A 17,344-nucleotide genomic window follows, 5' to 3' on the forward strand; every position below is an offset into this window, starting at 1 on the left:
AGGCGATGTCAGGATGATGTCACTTCATGAAGAAGCGGATGACACCAGGATGGTGTTACAAGGAAGGCTTCAGGAAGAAGCACGGAACACTCAGGATGAGTAAGGGACACCTCCAGGACGGAGAATGAGAGCCGATACAGGAAGATCGGTGGGTCTGGAAGACCAAAGGATATCGCATCAGGATGATGCAGGACACCAGCAGGATGTTGGTTGCAGGACGCACGTACGACGGATTGTAGGTCAGGAGACCGCAGGACAAAGTTGTCACGGACGAGCAGGGAGCACTAAAAGTAGCGGGATTAGCTGCGAAACGAACCGGGAGCACTGTTTCATACAGTGCTCCCTTTTTTTATGCATTTTTTTCGCCAGTGCGAAGAAGTGGTATGCTTGCTCGCTTCATTAGACTGACGTATGAGGTTTTCATGGAACGCCATGCGCTGGTACGCCAGCATTTATTAGCCATCGAACAGGTTTTACGCGATCACCAGCTGTGGCAGGGCGTTGCTCCGCAGCCAACGGCGTTTGAAAGCACGCAGCCCTTTTTTATGGACACGATGGAGCCGCACGAGTGGCTGCAATGGGTTCTGATCCCCCGCATGCATGCGCTTATCGACAGCAATCTTCCGCTGCCGGTCGCTTTTGCCCTGGCCCCCTATTATGAAATGGCGCTGGATGCCGCTCATGTCGGGCGCGAACCGCTGCTGGCAGCTCTGCAGGAGCTGGATGTTCTCTTTGCCAGCCAAGCCGACTGATGCTGGAAATCATCTATCAGGACGAATGGCTGGTTGCGGTAAATAAGCCTTCGGGCTGGCTGGTACACCGCAGCTGGCTGGACAGACACGAAACGGTTTTCGTGATGCAAACCGTGCGCGACCAGATTGGCCAGCACGTTTTCACCGTTCACCGCCTGGACAGGCCCACTTCCGGCGTTTTGCTGATGGGCCTTTCAAGCGAGGTGGGGCGTCTGTTGTCCCAGCAGTTTGAAAACCATCAGATTCAAAAGCGCTACCACGCGGTGACGCGCGGCTGGCTTGAGGACGAGGCGGTGCTCGATTACCCGCTGACCGAAGAGCTGGATAAAATCGCGGATAAGCACGCAAGCCAGGAAAAAGGCCCGCAGCCTGCGGTCACGCGCTATCGCGGCCTTGCCACGGTTGAGATGCCGGTGCCGGTTGGCCGTTACCCAACGGCGCGCTATAGCCTGGTCGAGCTGGAGCCGCAGACGGGCCGTAAACACCAGCTGCGCCGCCACCTTTCGCACCTGCGCCATCCTATTATCGGCGATTCTAAGCACGGCGATTTACGCCAGAATCGCGGCGCGGCAGAGCATTTTGGCTGCCAGCGTTTGATGCTGCACGCAAGCCATCTGCAGCTCAATCATCCGATCACCGGTGAGCCGCTAACGCTGCGGGCGCGCCTCGACGATACCTGGATGCAAATGATGTCACAGTTTGGCTGGCGTGGCCTGCTGAGCGATATTGAAAAGGTTGAGTTTGACGCGGGCAACCGTCAGGATGAAGTCCAGACACAATAATCCAGAGAGAAACCTATGGCCGAAGTGGGTATTTTTGTTGGCACAATGTATGGAAACTCGCTGCTGGTGGCTGAAGAAGCCGAAGCGATTTTAAAAAAGCTGGGCCACAAGGCGAAGGTGTTTGAAGACCCTGAGCTTTCCGACTGGCAGCATTACCGCAATGACTATGTGCTGGTTGTGACCTCCACGACCGGACAGGGCGATTTGCCCGACAGCATTGTTCCGCTGTTCCAGGCGATAAAAAATGATGTCGGCTATCAGCCCGAGCTGCGCTACGGTTTAATCGCCCTTGGCGACAGCAGCTACGACCGCTTCTGCGGCGGCGGCAAGCAGTTTGACGCGCTGTTGCAGGAGCAGGGCGCCACCCGCATCGGCAGCGTGCTGGCTATCGATGCCAGCGAACATCCTGAACCCGAATCTGTCTCCAACCCGTGGGTTGAGCAGTGGGCGGCATTGCTGAACTAGCCTCACCCGGCGGATATCGCTAACGCATGTCCGCCGGCGTGACTTCTGTTTTCCACTCGTTTTTCCCCTCTGTTTCAAAAATCGTGAACCATCCCCCAGCGTCATGGACAGACGCCAGAAACTGCTCAAATCCTCACCGCCAAACTTGTGTCTTTGCACGATGAGGCACGCCTGCACTCTTCATATACTTTTCCTCGGCCAAAAAATAAACCGCAGAAACCATAGCGGATAAGCCAAAAAAACCTCCAGTTACCCTACAAAAGCTGTTCAGTTCAGGAGTGCAACATGAACACAATTAGCCAAACGGCGAGCGCGGTCGAAAAAAGGACTAACGCCCGCTACTGGATAGTGGTGATGCTGTTTATCGTCACCTCTTTTAACTACGGCGACCGCGCTACTCTATCGATAGCCGGTTCTGAAATGGCCAAAGACATCGGCCTCGACCCCATTGGCATGGGCTACGTCTTTTCTGCATTTTCATGGGCTTATGTCATAGGCCAGATCCCCGGCGGCTGGCTGCTCGACCGCTTCGGCTCGAAGCGTGTCTATTTCTGGTCCATCTTCATCTGGTCGATGTTTACCCTGCTGCAGGGCTTCGTCGATATCTTCAGCGGCTTTGGCATCATCATCGCGCTGTTCACCCTGCGCTTCCTGGTGGGGCTTGCCGAAGCGCCTTCATTCCCCGGCAACAGCAGGATCGTGGCGGCCTGGTTCCCGGCTCAGGAGCGCGGCACGGCGGTTTCCATTTTTAACTCCGCGCAGTATTTCGCCACCGTGATCTTTGCGCCGATCATGGGCTGGCTGACGCATGAAGTCGGCTGGTCGCACGTCTTCTTCTTTATGGGCGGGCTTGGGGTCATTATCAGCTTCGTCTGGCTGAAGGTGATCCACGAGCCGAACAACCATCCGGGCGTTAACAAGAAAGAGCTGGAGTACATCGAAGAGGGCGGCGCGCTGATCAATATGGATCAGAAGAAAGCCAAAGAGCACGTACCCTTCGCGCAGAAATGGGGGCAGATCAAACAGCTGCTCGGCTCGCGCATGATGATCGGCATCTACATCGGCCAGTACTGCATCAACGCCTTAACCTACTTCTTTATTACCTGGTTCCCTGTCTATCTGGTGCAGGAAAAGGGCATGTCGATTCTCAAGGCGGGTTTTGTGGCCTCGGTGCCAGCGGTGTGCGGATTTGTCGGCGGCGTGCTGGGTGGGGTGATTTCCGACTGGCTGATGCGCCGCACCGGTTCGCTGAATATCGCCCGCAAAACGCCTATCGTGCTGGGGATGATGCTCTCGGTCAGCATGGTGTTCTGTAACTACGTGCAAACTGAATGGGTGGTCATCGGATTTATGGCGCTGGCGTTCTTCGGCAAAGGCATCGGCGCGCTGGGCTGGGCGGTCATGGCGGACACAGCGCCGAAAGAGATCAGCGGCCTGAGCGGCGGCCTGTTCAACATGTTCGGTAACGTCTCCGGCATCGTGACGCCAATCGCTATCGGCTACATTGTCGGGGTGTCCGGCTCGTTCAACGGCGCGCTGATTTACGTCGGGGTTCACGCCATCGTGGCGGTGCTGAGCTACCTGGTCATCGTCGGCGATATTAAACGTATCGAGCTGAAGCCGGTCATTACAGGACGCTAAATATGAATACTCAAGCAGGCCCGATTGTAACTGATATGAAGGTCATCCCGGTGGCCGGGCACGACAGCATGCTGCTGAACATTGGCGGCGCGCACGGCGCTTTTTTCACGCGCAACATCGTGGTGCTTACCGATAACGCCGGGAATACGGGCGTGGGGGAAGCGCCGGGCGGAGAGGTGATTTACCAGACGCTGGTCGACGCCATACCGCAGGTGGTGGGTCAGGAAGTGGCGCGCATGAACCGCGTGGTGCAGAACGTTCACAAAGGCAACCAGTCGGCCGATTTCGATACCTTTGGCAAAGGCGCGTGGACGTTTGAACTGCGCGTAAACGCGGTGGCGGCGCTTGAAGCCGCGCTGCTCGACCTTCTCGGCAAGGCGCTGAACGTGCCGGTTTGCGAGCTGCTCGGCCCCGGCAAACAGCGTGACGAAGTGACGGTGCTTGGCTATCTGTTCTACATTGGCGACCGTACCAAAACCGATCTGCCCTATCTGGACGGTAAACATGCCCGCCACGCGTGGTACGAACTGCGCCATCAGGAAGCGCTGACCAGCGGGTCGATAGTGCGGCTGGCAGAGGCCGCGCAGGACCGCTACGGTTTTAAGGATTTCAAACTGAAAGGCGGCGTGCTGCCGGGCGAACAGGAGCTGGACGCCGCGCGCGAGCTGAAAAAGCGTTTCCCGGACGCGCGAATCACCGTCGATCCTAACGGAGCCTGGCTGTTGGATGAGGCCATCGAACTCTGCAAAGGCATGGGCGACGTGCTGACCTACGCCGAAGATCCGTGCGGGGCGGAGCAGGGCTATTCAGGCCGCGAAATTATGGCGGAGTTCCGCCGCGCGACGGGTCTGCCGGTCGCCACCAATATGATTGCCACCAACTGGCGTGAATTGAACCACGCGGCGATGGTCAACGCGGTGGATATTCCGCTTGCCGATCCGCATTTCTGGACGCTGAGCGGTGCCGTTCGCGTGGCGCAGCTATGTGATGACTGGGGCCTGACGTGGGGCTGCCATTCCAATAACCACTTTGATATTTCGCTGGCGATGTTCACCCACGTCGGCGCGGCGGCACCGGGCAGGCCGACCGCCATCGACACGCATTGGATCTGGCAGGAAGGCGACCAGCGCCTCACCCAATCGCCGCTACAGATAGTCGACGGCAAGATTGCCGTACCGGACGCCCCCGGCCTCGGCGTAGAGCTGGACTGGGAGCAGGTGCAGAAAGCCCACGAAATCTCCAAGTCGCTTCCCGGCGGTTCGCGCAACGACGCGACGGCCATGCAATACCTGGTGCCCGGCTGGCAGTTCGATCGTAAACGTCCGGCCTTTGGCCGTGGATAACACTCTCGATGACAAGGAATTTATAATGAATACATCTACTTCTACCCCGATTGTTACCGCCATGCAGGTGATCCCCGTCGCCGGTCACGACAGCATGCTGATGAACCTCAGCGGCGCGCACGCGCCGTTCTTTACCCGCAATATCGTGATTATTAAAGATAACTCCGGGCATACCGGCGTGGGGGAAATCCCGGGCGGCGAGAAAATCCGCCAAACGCTGGAGGACGCCGCGGCGCTGGTGGTTGGCAAAACGCTGGGCGAATATAAAAACGTTCTCAACGCCGTGCGCCAGCAGTTTGCCGACCGCGACGCCGGCGGCCGTGGCCTACAAACCTTTGACCTGCGTACCACCATCCACGTGGTAACCGGTATCGAAGCGGCTATGCTTGACCTGCTGGGCCAGCACCTTGGCGTCAACGTGGCAAGCCTGTTGGGCGACGGGCAGCAGCGCAGCGAAGTGGAAATGCTTGGCTACCTGTTCTTCGTCGGCAACCGCAGGCTGACGCCGCTGCCGTATCAAAGCCAGCCGGATGAGAAATGCGACTGGTACCGTATTCGCCACGAAGAGGCGATGACGCCGGATACCGTGGTGCGGCTGGCCGAGGCGGCCTATGAAAAATACGGCTTTAACGATTTCAAGCTTAAGGGCGGCGTGCTGGCCGGCAGCGAAGAGGCCGAAGCGGTGACGGCGCTGGCGAAACGCTTCCCGCAGGCGCGCGTGACCCTCGATCCTAACGGTGCCTGGTCGCTCAACGAGGCGATCGGTCTCGGCAAACAGCTGCGCGGCGTGCTGGCCTATGCGGAAGATCCGTGCGGCGCCGAGCAGGGCTATTCCGGCCGCGAAGTGATGGCGGAGTTCCGGCGCGCCACCGGCCTGCCGACGGCGACGAATATGATCGCGACCGACTGGCGGCAGATGGGCCACACGCTTTCTCTGCAATCGGTCGATATTCCGCTGGCCGACCCACACTTCTGGACCATGCAGGGCTCGGTGCGCGTCGCGCAAATGTGCCATGATTTTGGTCTGACGTGGGGCTCTCACTCCAACAACCACTTTGATATTTCGCTGGCGATGTTTACCCATGTGGCGGCTGCCGCGCCGGGGAAAATCACCGCTATCGACACCCACTGGATATGGCAGGAAGGCAACCAGCGGTTAACGAAGCAGCCGTTTGAAATCAAAGGCGGCATGGTGCAGGTGCCGTCAGCGCCGGGCCTGGGCGTGGAGCTGGACATGGACGAAGTGATGAAAGCGCACGAGCTTTATCAAAAACACGGGCTTGGCGCACGGGATGACGCTATGGCAATGCAGTATCTTATCCCGAACTGGACCTTTGATAACAAACGCCCCTGCATGGTGCGTTAGGTTACCCCCGGTGCCTGCGGGCACCGTTCCCCCCAATCGCGACGGATGGCATATGAAAATTGTAATCGCTCCAGACTCGTACAAAGAGAGCCTTAGCGCGCTCGAGGTGGCGACGCAGATAGAAGCAGGATTTCGGGAGATTTTTCCGCAGGCTCACTATGTGAAGCTGCCGGTCGCCGATGGGGGAGAGGGAACCGTGGAGGCGATGGTTGCGGCGACGCAAGGCCATGTTATCGACGTTGACGTCACCGGCCCGCTCGGCAGGCCGGTTGCGGCGTTTTACGGTCTGTCCGGCGACGGCGAGTGTGCCTTTATAGAAATGGCGGCGGCCAGCGGCCTGGAGCAGGTTCCGGCTGATAAACGCAATCCTCTAATTACCACGTCCTGGGGCACGGGCGAGCTTATTCGCCACGCGCTGGAGGGCGGTGTCAAACACATTATTATTGGCCTCGGCGGCAGCGCCACCAACGATGGCGGCATCGGCATGGTGCAGGCGCTGGGGGCGAAACTGCTGGACGAGAAGGGCGAGCAGTTAGGTTATGGCGGCGGCGAGCTTGAAAAACTGGCCTCGGTCGACATCGGCGAGCTCGACGAAAGGCTGCGCGGCTGCCGCATCGAAGCGGCCTGTGACGTGACAAACCCGCTAACGGGTAAAGAGGGCGCTTCCGCCGTCTTTGGCCCGCAGAAAGGCGCAACGCCTGAAATGGTCGAGCGGCTGGACGCGGGGCTTGGGCATTACGCCAAAATTATCGAACGTGATTTGGATATCGACGTGCTGGAGATGGCGGGCGGCGGCGCGGCGGGCGGAATGGGAGCCGCGCTGTATGCGTTTTGCGGCGCACAGCTGCGGCCTGGCATCGAAATCGTTACCGAAGCGCTTAAGCTCGACGAGCTGGTGCGCGACGCGGATCTGGTTATCACCGGCGAAGGGCGCATCGACAGCCAGAGCATTCACGGCAAAGTGCCGATCGGCGTGGCTCACGTCGCCAAACGCTACGGCAAGCCGACGATCGGTATTGCCGGCAGCCTGACGAAAGACGTGGCGGTGGTGCACGACTACGGGCTTGATGCGGTGTTCAGCGTGCTGTACAGCGTCTGCACGCTGGACGAGGCGCTGGAAAACGCCGGGGACAATCTGCGCAAAGCCGCCAGAAACATCGCCGCGACGATGAAGATTGGTCAGTTGATGCAGCAAGTTTAGCTCGTAGGGTGGATAGGCAGCAGCGCCATCCACCAGATTGGCAATGGTGACGCGGCGGATGGCACTTCGTTTATCCGCCCTACGACACTTTCAAGCCACCTGCTGCACGCTGCTTTTACGGTACGCGGAAGGCGAAACGTTGTACTTCTTGCCGAAAATTCGCGTGAACGACTGCTGGGAGTCAAACCCGTAGCGCTCTGAAATATCGACGATTCTGTCATTTGTATTGACCAAATCGTCTGCCGCCAGCAGCAGCTTTCTCTCCCTGATGTAGGTTCCCATGCTCTTTCCCGTGGTGCTGGTGAACATACGTTGCAAATACCACTTGGAATAGCCGGAATGCCTGGCGACATCCTCGATTCTCAGCGGTTTATCCATGTTGTCTTCAATCCATTCAATCAGGGATTCCATGAAGCGTGCGGGCATGGACATACATCCTCCTTTTCTTATGAATGCGTTGATTGTTAATCGGTTTTGGCTTCCCACCATGAAGGGAACTGCTGTTCCGGGTCGTTTATTTTGACCACTTCTCCCATTTCCGGCGTCAGCAGCTTGTAAAGTTTGTTTTTGCTTGCCGCAGCAATCCGTTTGTACGGGTCGTACCACGTATGGTTTGCCATGGTGAAGCGCCCCGCGTGTCCGGGGACGATGGCTTTCGCGTTCAGGTCGGCGGCAGCGGTGGCGGACTCTTCAGGCAGCATATGAATATTTTGCCAGGCCGGGTCGTACTGGCCGTTTTCCATAATCGCAAGATCGACCGCGCCAAACCGTTCGCCGATCTTCTTGAAGTGCGGGCCGTAGCCGCTGTCGCCGCTGTAGAAAATTTTCTGCTCGGGGGTGACGAACATAAAGCTCGCCCACAGCGTTTTGTTGGCGGTTAAGCCGCGCCCGGAAAAATGGCGCGCAGGCAGTGCGTGAATGGTCAGATCGTCCGCCACGGTCACTTTTTCATGCCAGTCCAGCTCGCTGATGGTTTCAGGCGCAAAGCCCCAGGCTTCAAGATGCGAGCCCACGCCCAGCGAGGTGACTATCTGCTTAACCCTGGGCTTGAGCGCCATCAGCGTCGGGTAGTCCAGGTGATCCCAGTGATCGTGGGAAATAATCAGATAGTCGATCTCCGGCATGTCCGAGGCCTGCCACGGGTAGTCGCTTGCAAATGCCTTATTCATGAAGGTAAAGGGCGCGGCGTAGCTGCTAAATACCGGATCGATAAGAATTTTGTGTCCGTCGATCTGCATAAACCACGAAGAGTGGCCGAGCCAGATAATCAGATCCTCATCGCTTTTCAGCGCCTTAAGATCGGTGTTAACCACCGGCAGCGCGCGTTCAGGCCGGGTATCGCTGTGCTTTACGAACAGAAACTCCCACATTACCGACAGGAAGCCTCGACCGTTGGTGTACATAGGCGTTGGCGTTTCATTTTGAAACCTGCCGTCGCGCCAGTTTGGCGAAGCCTGAATCCTTTCCAGACGCTCTCCGTCGGGCAATTTGCCAAATTCCGTCATTGAGAAGACTTTGGCAAAACCAGCAATACCGCTTGCTAACATAATGACCACCAGAATAAGTATTTTGACCGAGATGCGACGGGGCATGAGGGACGCCATCCATAGAGAGCAAACTTGCCTTTGAGTGAGTGAGCACTCATTATAGAAACCGACGGCGCGTCGTCAATCACATTTTTGTCAGCCGGGTTCCGCTAGTATGTAGCCCCCATGGCCGCCAGTATGGTTGCTCATACGCTGGCGAACATGGTTTAATTTCGGAGAAAATCGCAAGATCTGTGAGGAAATGTGGCTCGTCCTAAAAGTGAAGATAAAAGATTAGCGCTGCTCGAAGCGGCAAACGTGGCCGTCGCTGAAAGAGGGTTAGGGGCGGCAACGTCGCTGATAGCCCGCAGGGCCGGGGTCGCCGAGGGGACGCTATTTCGCTATTTCGCTACCAAAGATGAGTTGCTCAACGCGCTCTACCTGCACCTTAAAACCAGCCTGGGCAAAACGATGATGGAAAACTATCGGCCAGGCGCGTCGGTTAAAGAGCGTGCCCGCGCGGTGTGGAGCGGTTTTATCGATTGGGGTTTGATCTACCCGGCGGCCAGCAAATCAATGCGCCAGCTGGCGGTATCGGACAAAATCACCGAAGCCACGCTTGAGCAGGCCGCGCAGTTATACCCTGAGCTACACGAGCTGGCGGAAGCCTGCGTGACGAGCGAGTTTTTCTCCTGCGGGCAGTCCGCCTTTGCCGATGCGATATTCTTCTCGCTTGCGGAAACCACAATGGAATTCGCCTCGCGCGAGCCAGACGAGGCCGGAAACTATAAAACGGCGGGCTTTGAGGTGATGTGGCGGGCGATGACTAAAAGCTCCTGATGTTGGTCAAACTGTAGGTCGGGTAAGCGCAAGCGCCACCCGACGTTCCATCTGAAATTCCCCATCAGCCTGCAACACTACCCCAACATCTGGTGCGCTTCTCTCGACACGTTATCCATCTCATCGAGCAGTTCCAGCAGTTCGGGCTCCAAATCCTGCGGCGCGACGCCGTTGCGCATCTCATGCTCGAGCGTCATGCACAGATTTTTCAGCCGCGGCACCCCGCTGTAGCTACAGCTGCCGTGCAGCTTGTGGATGATTTCCACCAGCCCCGGCGGGTTCTCGCCCACCAGCTGTTCTTCAACCGTGTTGCGCACTTCCGGCAGGAAAGCGAGCAGCATTTGCAGCATATCGCGCGCCAGGTCCGGCTTATTCGCCGCCTGATGCAGGGCCAGCGACCAGTCGATAGTTTGATTCTTGTTGCTCACCGGCGGCGCGCTTTCAGGCGCGGGGAGGGCGGCCACGATGGTGCCGGGCTGGTAGCGTGCCAGCAGGTTAAGCAGCTTCTGCTCTTCTATCGGCTTGGCGAGATAGTCGTTCATTCCGGCGCTCAGCAGCTTCTCTTTTTGCCCCGCCATAGCGTGCGCCGTGACGGCAATCACCGGCGTAAGCTGGTGGTGCGGAAGCTGACGGATCAGTTCGCAGGCGCGGATGCCGTCCATCTCGGGCATCTGGATATCCATCAAAATGATGTCGATCTGCATCTGCTTCGCGCGGTCGATGGCCTGTAGCCCGCTGTCGCACAGCACGACGTTCTGCACGTGGTCATCAAGCAGCGCGCCGATGAGCTTCAGGTTCGCCGGGTTATCGTCCACCGCCATCACCGTCATCGGGAATTTACCGCTGTTTTCGCCTTCGACAAGCGCGGGGGTTTTGCTGAACGAGCGGTCAGCCAGCATCGGCAGCAGGCGCGTCGAGGTGATAGGCTTGAGCAGACAGGCCGCCACGCCCTGTTTCTTGAGATCTTCCGCGTTGACCTGCGCGCGGCACGGCAGCGCCAGAATCAGGCAATCCGTCATGGTCGTGGCTTTGAACAGCTTCGGATTTTCCATGCTTAGCGTGTCGTTAAACGTCACCGGAACGCCGATAAGCAGAATGTCGTAATGCTCGTCGGGCAGGGTGGTGAACGACGGGCTGTAGACCACGGTCAGCGGCGTGTCGGCCAGCAGATTCAGCGTGCTTTGCGCGGCGGTAGCGTTCTGTTCTACGTAGCCAATACGCTTGCCGCTGAGGTTTTCCGTGGAATAGCCGTCCAGCACCGCGTTCGGGTTTAAATCGAGATTAACGTGGAACCAGAAGGTCGAGCCGCGGTTTGGCTGGCTGTGGAAGGAGATATCGCCCCCCATTTCGTTAACCAGTTTCTGCGTGATGACAAGCCCCAGGCCGGTGCCGCCGTGACGGCGCGAAATACTGGCATCCGCCTGACGAAACGCCTGGAACAGCCGCGACTGCTCGCGTTCAGGAATGCCGATCCCGGTATCGTGGATCTGCATTTCAATCTGCACCTTGTTGTTGCCCTGCGAGCGCTTTTCCACCAGCAGGTCGATATTGCCGCTTTCGGTAAATTTGATCGCGTTGCCGACCAGGTTGGTGATCACCTGCTGCAGGCGCAGCGGGTCGCCAATCACGTTATCCGGCACGTCGTTTTTAATATTGAGCGTTAGCTCCAGCCCCTTATCGTGGGCCGAATGGGCCAGCAGGATCACCACTTCGTCCAGCGTGCTGCGCAGCGGGAACGGAATGCTTTCGAGGATTAACTTGCCCGCTTCAAGCTTCGAGAAGTCCAGCACGTCGTTAATAATGGTCAGCAGGTTGTTCGCCGAACGTTCGATGGTGTGCAGATGGTCGCGCTGGGTGGCCGTCAGGTCGGTTTTGAGCGTCAGGCGCGTAAAGCCAATCACGCCGTTAAGCGGGGTACGCAGCTCGTGGGACATATTGGCGAGGAACTCAGACTTGATGCGCGCGGCTTCCTGGGCGCGCTTCTTGGCTAAATCCAGCTCAACGTTCTGAATTTCCATCTGCTCAAGCGTTTCGCGTAAGTCCGAGGTGGCCTGGTCAATATTGTGCTGCATCTCCTCGTGGTAGGCGGTCAGCGACATCGCCATCGAGTTAATGCCGTTTTTCAGCATATCCAGCTCGCCAAGCATGAAGCCTTCCACGCGGCTGTCGAGCTGGCCGCGGCGGATGCGGTCAACGGTGTTCACCATGTTACGAATGGGGCTGGTCACGTCGCGCATCAGGCGGTAGGCAAAGAGCATCGCAATGCCGATGCAGAACAGCATCATCATTGTTGAGATGAATATTTCCCGGTACTGCTGCAGGCGCACGGATTTGAGATCTAGCTCCATCGCCACATAGCCGAGCGTGTTGCCAGCCTGCTTGGCATCGGTAATTTCTGATTCATCCGGCGAATAACTTTCGGAGATAATCGGCGTGCGTAGGATAATCACATCGCCTTTACGGGTGACGCTCAGGCTGTTCGGCGGCTTCACCCCGTCGGGAAGTTGCAGCATGGAGGGGCTAAGCTGAAAGTTTGAGGTGACAAACAGCTTGTTGTTTTCGTCGAACACCGAGATGGCGCGCACGATATCCGAATGGCGGCGGTGCAGCACGCTGACCAACTGGCGGATGGATTCACGGCTGTGGAAGTTCATGCCGTATTCGCTGGAAACGGCCAGCGGCTCAATGATGCTGGTACCGGCATCCTCCAGCTGGCGCTGTAAGTCGTTGTATCGATGGACAACGAAGAAGGTGCTGAGCAGCAAACCGATCATTAGCGTTGGCGCCAGAATCAGGATCATCATGCGTGCCCGCAGGCTGTAGTTGGTCATGGGGTTCCGATATGGGACAATTGAGACAACAGTTAATATTTGAGAGCACTTCTCCACTCATGGCGCAATTCTACTCTGCAAAGCGACGGGTTACGACTCGTCAGATCATAACCGTGACGGTTAACGACCTTGACCCATTTGGTCAGGGCGTGGCGCGCCACAACGGAAAAGCGCTTTTTATTGCCGGTGCGCTGCCTGGTGAACAGGCGGAAGTCACGATCGTTGACGATAAGCGCAATTTTGCCCAGGCCGTGGTGAAGCGACGTTTAAACGATAGCCCGGAACGCGAAAAGCCGCGCTGCAAACATTTTGGCGTTTGCGGCGGCTGCCAGCAGCAGCATGCGAGCGTTGCCCTTCAGCAGGAGGCAAAATCCCGCGCTCTGGCGCGCATGATGGGCACTCGCGAAAAGCCTGCCGAGGTTAACGAAATCATCAGCGGGCAGCCCTGGGGCTACCGCCGTCGCGCCCGGCTGAGCCTGAATTTCCATTTAAAATCACAGACTCTGCAAATGGGGTTTCGCAAGGCGAGCGACAAAGAGCTGGTGGATATTCACCAGTGCCCCGTTTTGGTGCCCCAACTTGAGGCGCTGCTGGAACCGTTGCGCCAGTGCCTGTCCGAATTAAAAGCCGTTCGTCGGCTGGGGCACGTGGAGCTGGTGCTGGCGGACAGCGGCCCGCTGATGGTTCTGCGTCATCTTATTCCGTTAGAAACCGTCGACCGGCAAAAGCTGGAACGGTTTTCGCAAACTGCTGGCGTAGCGTTATTTCTTGCGCCCGACAGCGACACGCTGGAAGCGCTGGGTGAGGACACGCCCTGGTATCATTCAGACGGGCTACGCTTAAGCTTTAGCCCGCGTGATTTTATCCAGGTGAACGACGCGGTGAATCAGCAGATGGTGGCAAGGGCAATCGACTGGCTTGACGTCCAGCCAACCGACCGTGTGCTGGATCTGTTTTGCGGCATGGGTAATTTTACGCTGCCGCTGGCAAAACGAGCGGCAAGCGTGGTGGGCGTGGAAGGCGTTGCTGCGCTGGTGGCGAAAGGTGAATATAATGCCCGTCATAATTCGCTGAAAAATGTCACATTCTTTCATGAGAATCTGGAAGAGGATGTGACCCGCCATCCGTGGGCGGCACTCGGGTTTGATAAAATCTTACTCGACCCGGCCCGTGCCGGTGCACCCGGCGTGATGCAGCATGTTATCAACCTTGCCCCGCAGCGCGTGGTCTATGTTTCATGTAACCCCACGACGCTTGCGCGTGATAGCGAAGCATTATTGAGCGCGGGTTACCAAATTAGGCGGCTGGCAATGCTCGACATGTTTCCCCACACTGGGCACCTGGAGTCCATGGCGCTTTTTGAGCGCGGTTAAGCCACAAGCTGGCAGTAGATGCGAGTACCCGACAGGAGAGGACAATGGTTGCGGTAAGAAGTGCACATATCAACAAAGCTGGCGAGTTTGCGCCCGATAAATGGATTGAAAGTCTCGGGATCGCAAACCAGCAGTCATGTGAACGCTTAGCCGAAACCTGGCGTTATTGCGAACAGCAGACCAAGGGCCACCAGAACGCGGAGCTGCTGCTGTGGCGCGGCGTGGAGATGGTGGAAATCCTGTCCATGCTGAGCATGGACAATGACACCCTGCGCGCGGCGCTGCTATTCCCGCTTGCCGATGCGGGCGTGGTGACCGAAGAGGTCATGCGCGAAAGCATTGATAACCAGGTCGTCACGCTGATTCACGGCGTGCGCGATATGGCTGCCATTCGCCAGCTGAAGGCCGCGCACACGGATTCCGTTTCCGCCGAACAGGTCGATAACGTCCGTCGCATGCTGCTGGCAATGGTTGATGACTTCCGCTGCGTGGTGATCAAGCTCGCCGAACGTATCGCCCACCTGCGCGAGGTAAAAGACGCGCCGGAAGACGAACGCGTGCTCGCGGCGAAAGAATGTACCAATATCTACGCGCCGCTCGCTAACCGTCTTGGTATCGGGCAGCTGAAGTGGGAGCTTGAGGATTACTGCTTCCGCTATCTGCATCCTGCGGAATACAAGCGCATCGCCAAACTGCTGCACGAACGCCGAATCGATCGCGAACATTACATCGATGAGTTCGTCGGCTCGCTGCGTAAGTCGATGAAAGAAGAGGGCGTGAAGGCTGAAGTTTATGGCCGCCCGAAACACATCTACAGCATCTGGCGCAAGATGCAGAAAAAATCCCTCGCCTTTGACGAACTGTTCGACGTGCGCGCCGTGCGTATCGTCGCAGAACGCCTGCAGGACTGCTACGCCGCGCTGGGGATCGTGCACACCCACTTCCGCCATTTGCCGGACGAGTTCGACGATTACGTCGCCAACCCGAAACCTAACGGCTATCAGTCAATCCACACCGTGGTGCTGGGGCCGAACGGCAAAACCATCGAAATCCAGATCCGTACCAAGCAGATGCACGAAGAGTCGGAGCTGGGCGTCGCCGCCCACTGGAAGTACAAAGAGGGCAACGCGCGCAGCGGCAACACCAGCCACGAAGACCGCATCGCGTGGCTGCGCAAGCTGATAGCCTGGCAGGAAGAGATGGCGGACTCCGGCGAGCTGCTCGACGAGGTGCGCAGCCAGGTCTTCGACGATCGCGTTTACGTCTTTACCCCGAAAGGGGACGTGGTGGACCTGCCCGCAGGCTCCACGCCGCTCGACTTTGCCTACCACATCCACAGCGATGTCGGGCACCGCTGCATCGGCGCGAAGATTGGCGGACGCATCGTGCCGTTTACCTATCAGCTGCAGATGGGCGATCAGATTGAAATCATCACCCAGAAGCAGCCGAACCCGAGCCGCGACTGGCTGAACCCGAACCTCGGCTACGTCACCACCAGCCGCGGGCGCGCCAAAATCCATAACTGGTTCCGTAAACAGGATCGCGACAAAAATATCCTCGCGGGCCGCCAGATTCTGGACGACGAAATTGAACGCCTGGGCATCAGCCTGAAAGAGGCGGAAAAGACCCTGCTGCCGCGCTACAACTTCAACGACATTGAAGAGCTGCTGGCGGCTATCGGCGGCGGGGATATTCGCCTCAACCAGATGAGCAACTTCCTGCAGGCGCAGTTTAACAAGCCGACCGCCGCCGAGCAGGACGAGCAGGCGCTGCGCCAGCTGAAGCAGAAAACCTACGCGCCGCAGTCACGCAGCAAAGACAATGGCCGCGTGGTGGTCGAAGGCGTGGGCAACCTGATGCACCACATCGCGCGCTGCTGCCAGCCGATTCCGGGCGATGAAATCGTTGGCTTCATTACCCAGGGGCGCGGCATCTCCATTCACCGGGCGGACTGCGATCAGCTTGCTGAGCTCCAGTCACACGCGCCGGAACGCATCGTGGATGCGGTGTGGGGCGAAAGCTATTCCAGCGGCTATTCGCTGGTGGTGCGCGTCACCGCCAACGACCGCAGCGGCCTGCTGCGCGATATCACCACCATTCTTGCGAACGAAAAGGTCAACGTGCTGGGCGTGGCCAGCCGCAGCGATACCAAGCAGCAGCTGGCGACCATCGACATGAACATCGAAATCTATAACCTGCAGGTGCTGGGTCGCGTGCTCGGCAAGCTGAACCAGGTGCCGGATATTATCGATGCGAAGCGTCTGCACGGCTGATTTTACGGCTTGTGACTTTGTAGGTCGGATAGGTGCGAGCGCCATCCGACATTATCTGGTGGATGGCGCTTTGCTTATCCACCCTACGCAAAATGTATAGGATCGACATTGACTCAAATTACCCGCCTTCTGGACATCATGAAGCGCCTGCGCGACCCGGAAACCGGCTGCCCGTGGGACCGCGAACAAACCTTCGCTACCATTGCGCCGCACACGCTGGAAGAAACGTATGAAGTGCTGGACGCCATCAGCCGCGAGGACTTTGTAGACCTGCGCGGCGAGCTTGGCGATTTGCTTTTCCAGGTCGTTTTCTATGCGCAAATGGCGCAGGAAGAAGGGCGTTTTGACTTCGAAGATATCTGCGCCGCCATCAGCGACAAGCTAGAACGCCGCCACCCGCACATCTTCGGCGATGCGGTAGCAAACAGCAGCACGGAAGTTCTGGAACGCTGGGAACGCATCAAAACCGAAGAGCGCGCTGAAAAGGCGCAGCATTCGGCGCTGGACGATATTCCCGCAGCGCTGCCCGCGCTGATGCGCGCGCAAAAAATTCAGCGCCGCTGTTCGTCGGTGGGCTTCGACTGGACCACGCTTGGCCCGGTGCTCGATAAAGTGCATGAAGAGATCGACGAGGTGATGCACGAAGCTCAGCAGGCCGTCGTCGATGAGGCAAAACTTGAAGAAGAGGTTGGTGATTTACTGTTCGCAACGGTAAATCTGGCGCGTCATTTGGGCACTAAAGCCGAGACCGCGCTACAAAAAGCCAACCTGAAATTCGAACGTCGTTTCCGCCAGGTGGAAAGCATAATCGCCGCGCAGGGCCTGGAAATGACCGATGCAACCCTCGATCAGATGGAAAGTGCCTGGCAGCAGGTTAAACGCCAGGAAACTGATATCTAACGCGTTTTTGCGATCAAGCGCACTTAACGACAAATTCGATTTAACAAGCGC

The 17,344-nt window shown here is 57.8% G+C and carries 14 protein-coding genes; 11 read left to right on the forward strand and 3 right to left on the reverse strand.

All coding sequences use genetic code 11. The features are described 5' to 3' along the window. Nucleotides 1-422: 422 nt before the first annotated feature. The 7 genes from ACSPHG_RS04635 (at nt 423) to ACSPHG_RS04665 (ending at nt 7,550) form a co-directional block, all read left to right on the forward strand. Nucleotides 423-752 carry a YqcC family protein gene (locus ACSPHG_RS04635; RefSeq protein WP_435952355.1) on the forward strand — a complete coding sequence of 110 codons (330 nt, stop codon included), beginning with the start codon at nt 423-425 and terminating at the stop codon, nt 750-752. After that, a complete protein-coding gene (truC, locus tag ACSPHG_RS04640; RefSeq protein ID WP_435952356.1) occupies nt 752-1,534 on the forward strand; it encodes a tRNA pseudouridine(65) synthase TruC in 783 nt (260 codons plus the stop codon). Before ACSPHG_RS04635 ends, truC begins: the two co-directional genes overlap by 1 nt. Nucleotides 1,535-1,549: 15 nt before the next feature. Then, nucleotides 1,550-1,999, forward strand: coding sequence for a flavodoxin (locus ACSPHG_RS04645; protein WP_435952357.1), 450 nt, complete (start codon nt 1,550-1,552; stop codon nt 1,997-1,999). A 285-nt stretch (nt 2,000-2,284) separates the two neighbouring features. Beyond that, nucleotides 2,285-3,640: an MFS transporter gene (locus tag ACSPHG_RS04650; RefSeq protein WP_435952358.1), complete on the forward strand. Its 1,356-nt coding sequence runs from the start codon at nt 2,285-2,287 to the stop codon at nt 3,638-3,640. Nucleotides 3,641-3,642: 2 nt separating this feature from the next. Beyond that, nucleotides 3,643-4,983, forward strand: coding sequence for an enolase C-terminal domain-like protein (locus ACSPHG_RS04655; protein ID WP_435952359.1), 1,341 nt, complete (start codon nt 3,643-3,645; stop codon nt 4,981-4,983). 25 nt (nt 4,984-5,008) lie between these two features. Next, a complete protein-coding gene (gene gudD, locus ACSPHG_RS04660) occupies nt 5,009-6,349 on the forward strand; it encodes a glucarate dehydratase (RefSeq protein ID WP_435952360.1) in 1,341 nt (446 codons plus the stop codon). A 52-nt stretch (nt 6,350-6,401) separates the two neighbouring features. Next, nucleotides 6,402-7,550, forward strand: a complete 1,149-nt coding sequence (locus ACSPHG_RS04665; protein ID WP_435952361.1) for a glycerate kinase — start codon at nt 6,402-6,404, stop codon at nt 7,548-7,550. 90 nt (nt 7,551-7,640) lie between these two features. Here the strand turns inward: ACSPHG_RS04665 and ACSPHG_RS04670 are convergent, their stop codons facing one another. Next, a complete protein-coding gene (locus ACSPHG_RS04670) occupies nt 7,641-7,982 on the reverse strand; it encodes a helix-turn-helix domain-containing protein (RefSeq protein WP_435952362.1) in 342 nt (113 codons plus the stop codon). A 32-nt stretch (nt 7,983-8,014) separates the two neighbouring features. Continuing rightward, complete coding sequence (locus ACSPHG_RS04675) at nt 8,015-9,142, reverse strand: MBL fold metallo-hydrolase (RefSeq protein WP_435952363.1); 1,128 nt, start codon at nt 9,140-9,142, stop codon at nt 8,015-8,017. Nucleotides 9,143-9,340: 198 nt separating this feature from the next. Here ACSPHG_RS04675 and ACSPHG_RS04680 point away from each other — a divergent pair, with 198 nt between their 5' ends. Further along, nucleotides 9,341-9,916 (forward strand): TetR/AcrR family transcriptional regulator, encoded by a 576-nt coding sequence (locus tag ACSPHG_RS04680; protein ID WP_435952364.1) that lies wholly within the window; start codon nt 9,341-9,343, stop codon nt 9,914-9,916. Nucleotides 9,917-9,993: 77 nt separating this feature from the next. On the opposite strand, the gene barA is transcribed toward ACSPHG_RS04680, so the two are convergent. Beyond that, entirely contained in the window at nt 9,994-12,747 is a 2,754-nt protein-coding gene (gene barA / locus ACSPHG_RS04685; protein WP_435952365.1) for a two-component sensor histidine kinase BarA, read from the reverse strand. A gap of 59 nt (nt 12,748-12,806) precedes the next feature. On the opposite strand from barA, the gene rlmD reads away from it, so the two are divergent. The 3 genes from rlmD to mazG all read left to right on the forward strand — a co-directional run bounded on the left by rlmD (nt 12,807) and on the right by mazG (nt 17,293). Beyond that, on the forward strand, nt 12,807-14,120 hold the full coding sequence (gene rlmD, locus ACSPHG_RS04690) for a 23S rRNA (uracil(1939)-C(5))-methyltransferase RlmD (protein ID WP_435952366.1): 1,314 nt from the start codon (nt 12,807-12,809) through the stop codon (nt 14,118-14,120). 44 nt (nt 14,121-14,164) lie between these two features. Next, entirely contained in the window at nt 14,165-16,393 is a 2,229-nt protein-coding gene (relA, locus tag ACSPHG_RS04695; RefSeq protein ID WP_435952367.1) for a GTP diphosphokinase, read from the forward strand. A 108-nt stretch (nt 16,394-16,501) separates the two neighbouring features. After that, nucleotides 16,502-17,293 (forward strand): nucleoside triphosphate pyrophosphohydrolase, encoded by a 792-nt coding sequence (gene mazG, locus ACSPHG_RS04700; RefSeq protein WP_435952368.1) that lies wholly within the window; start codon nt 16,502-16,504, stop codon nt 17,291-17,293. The last annotated feature ends 51 nt before the right edge of the window (nt 17,294-17,344 follow it).

It is taken from the genome of Dryocola baronae (assembly GCF_051297175.1).
Lineage (GTDB): Bacteria > Pseudomonadota > Gammaproteobacteria > Enterobacterales > Enterobacteriaceae > Dryocola.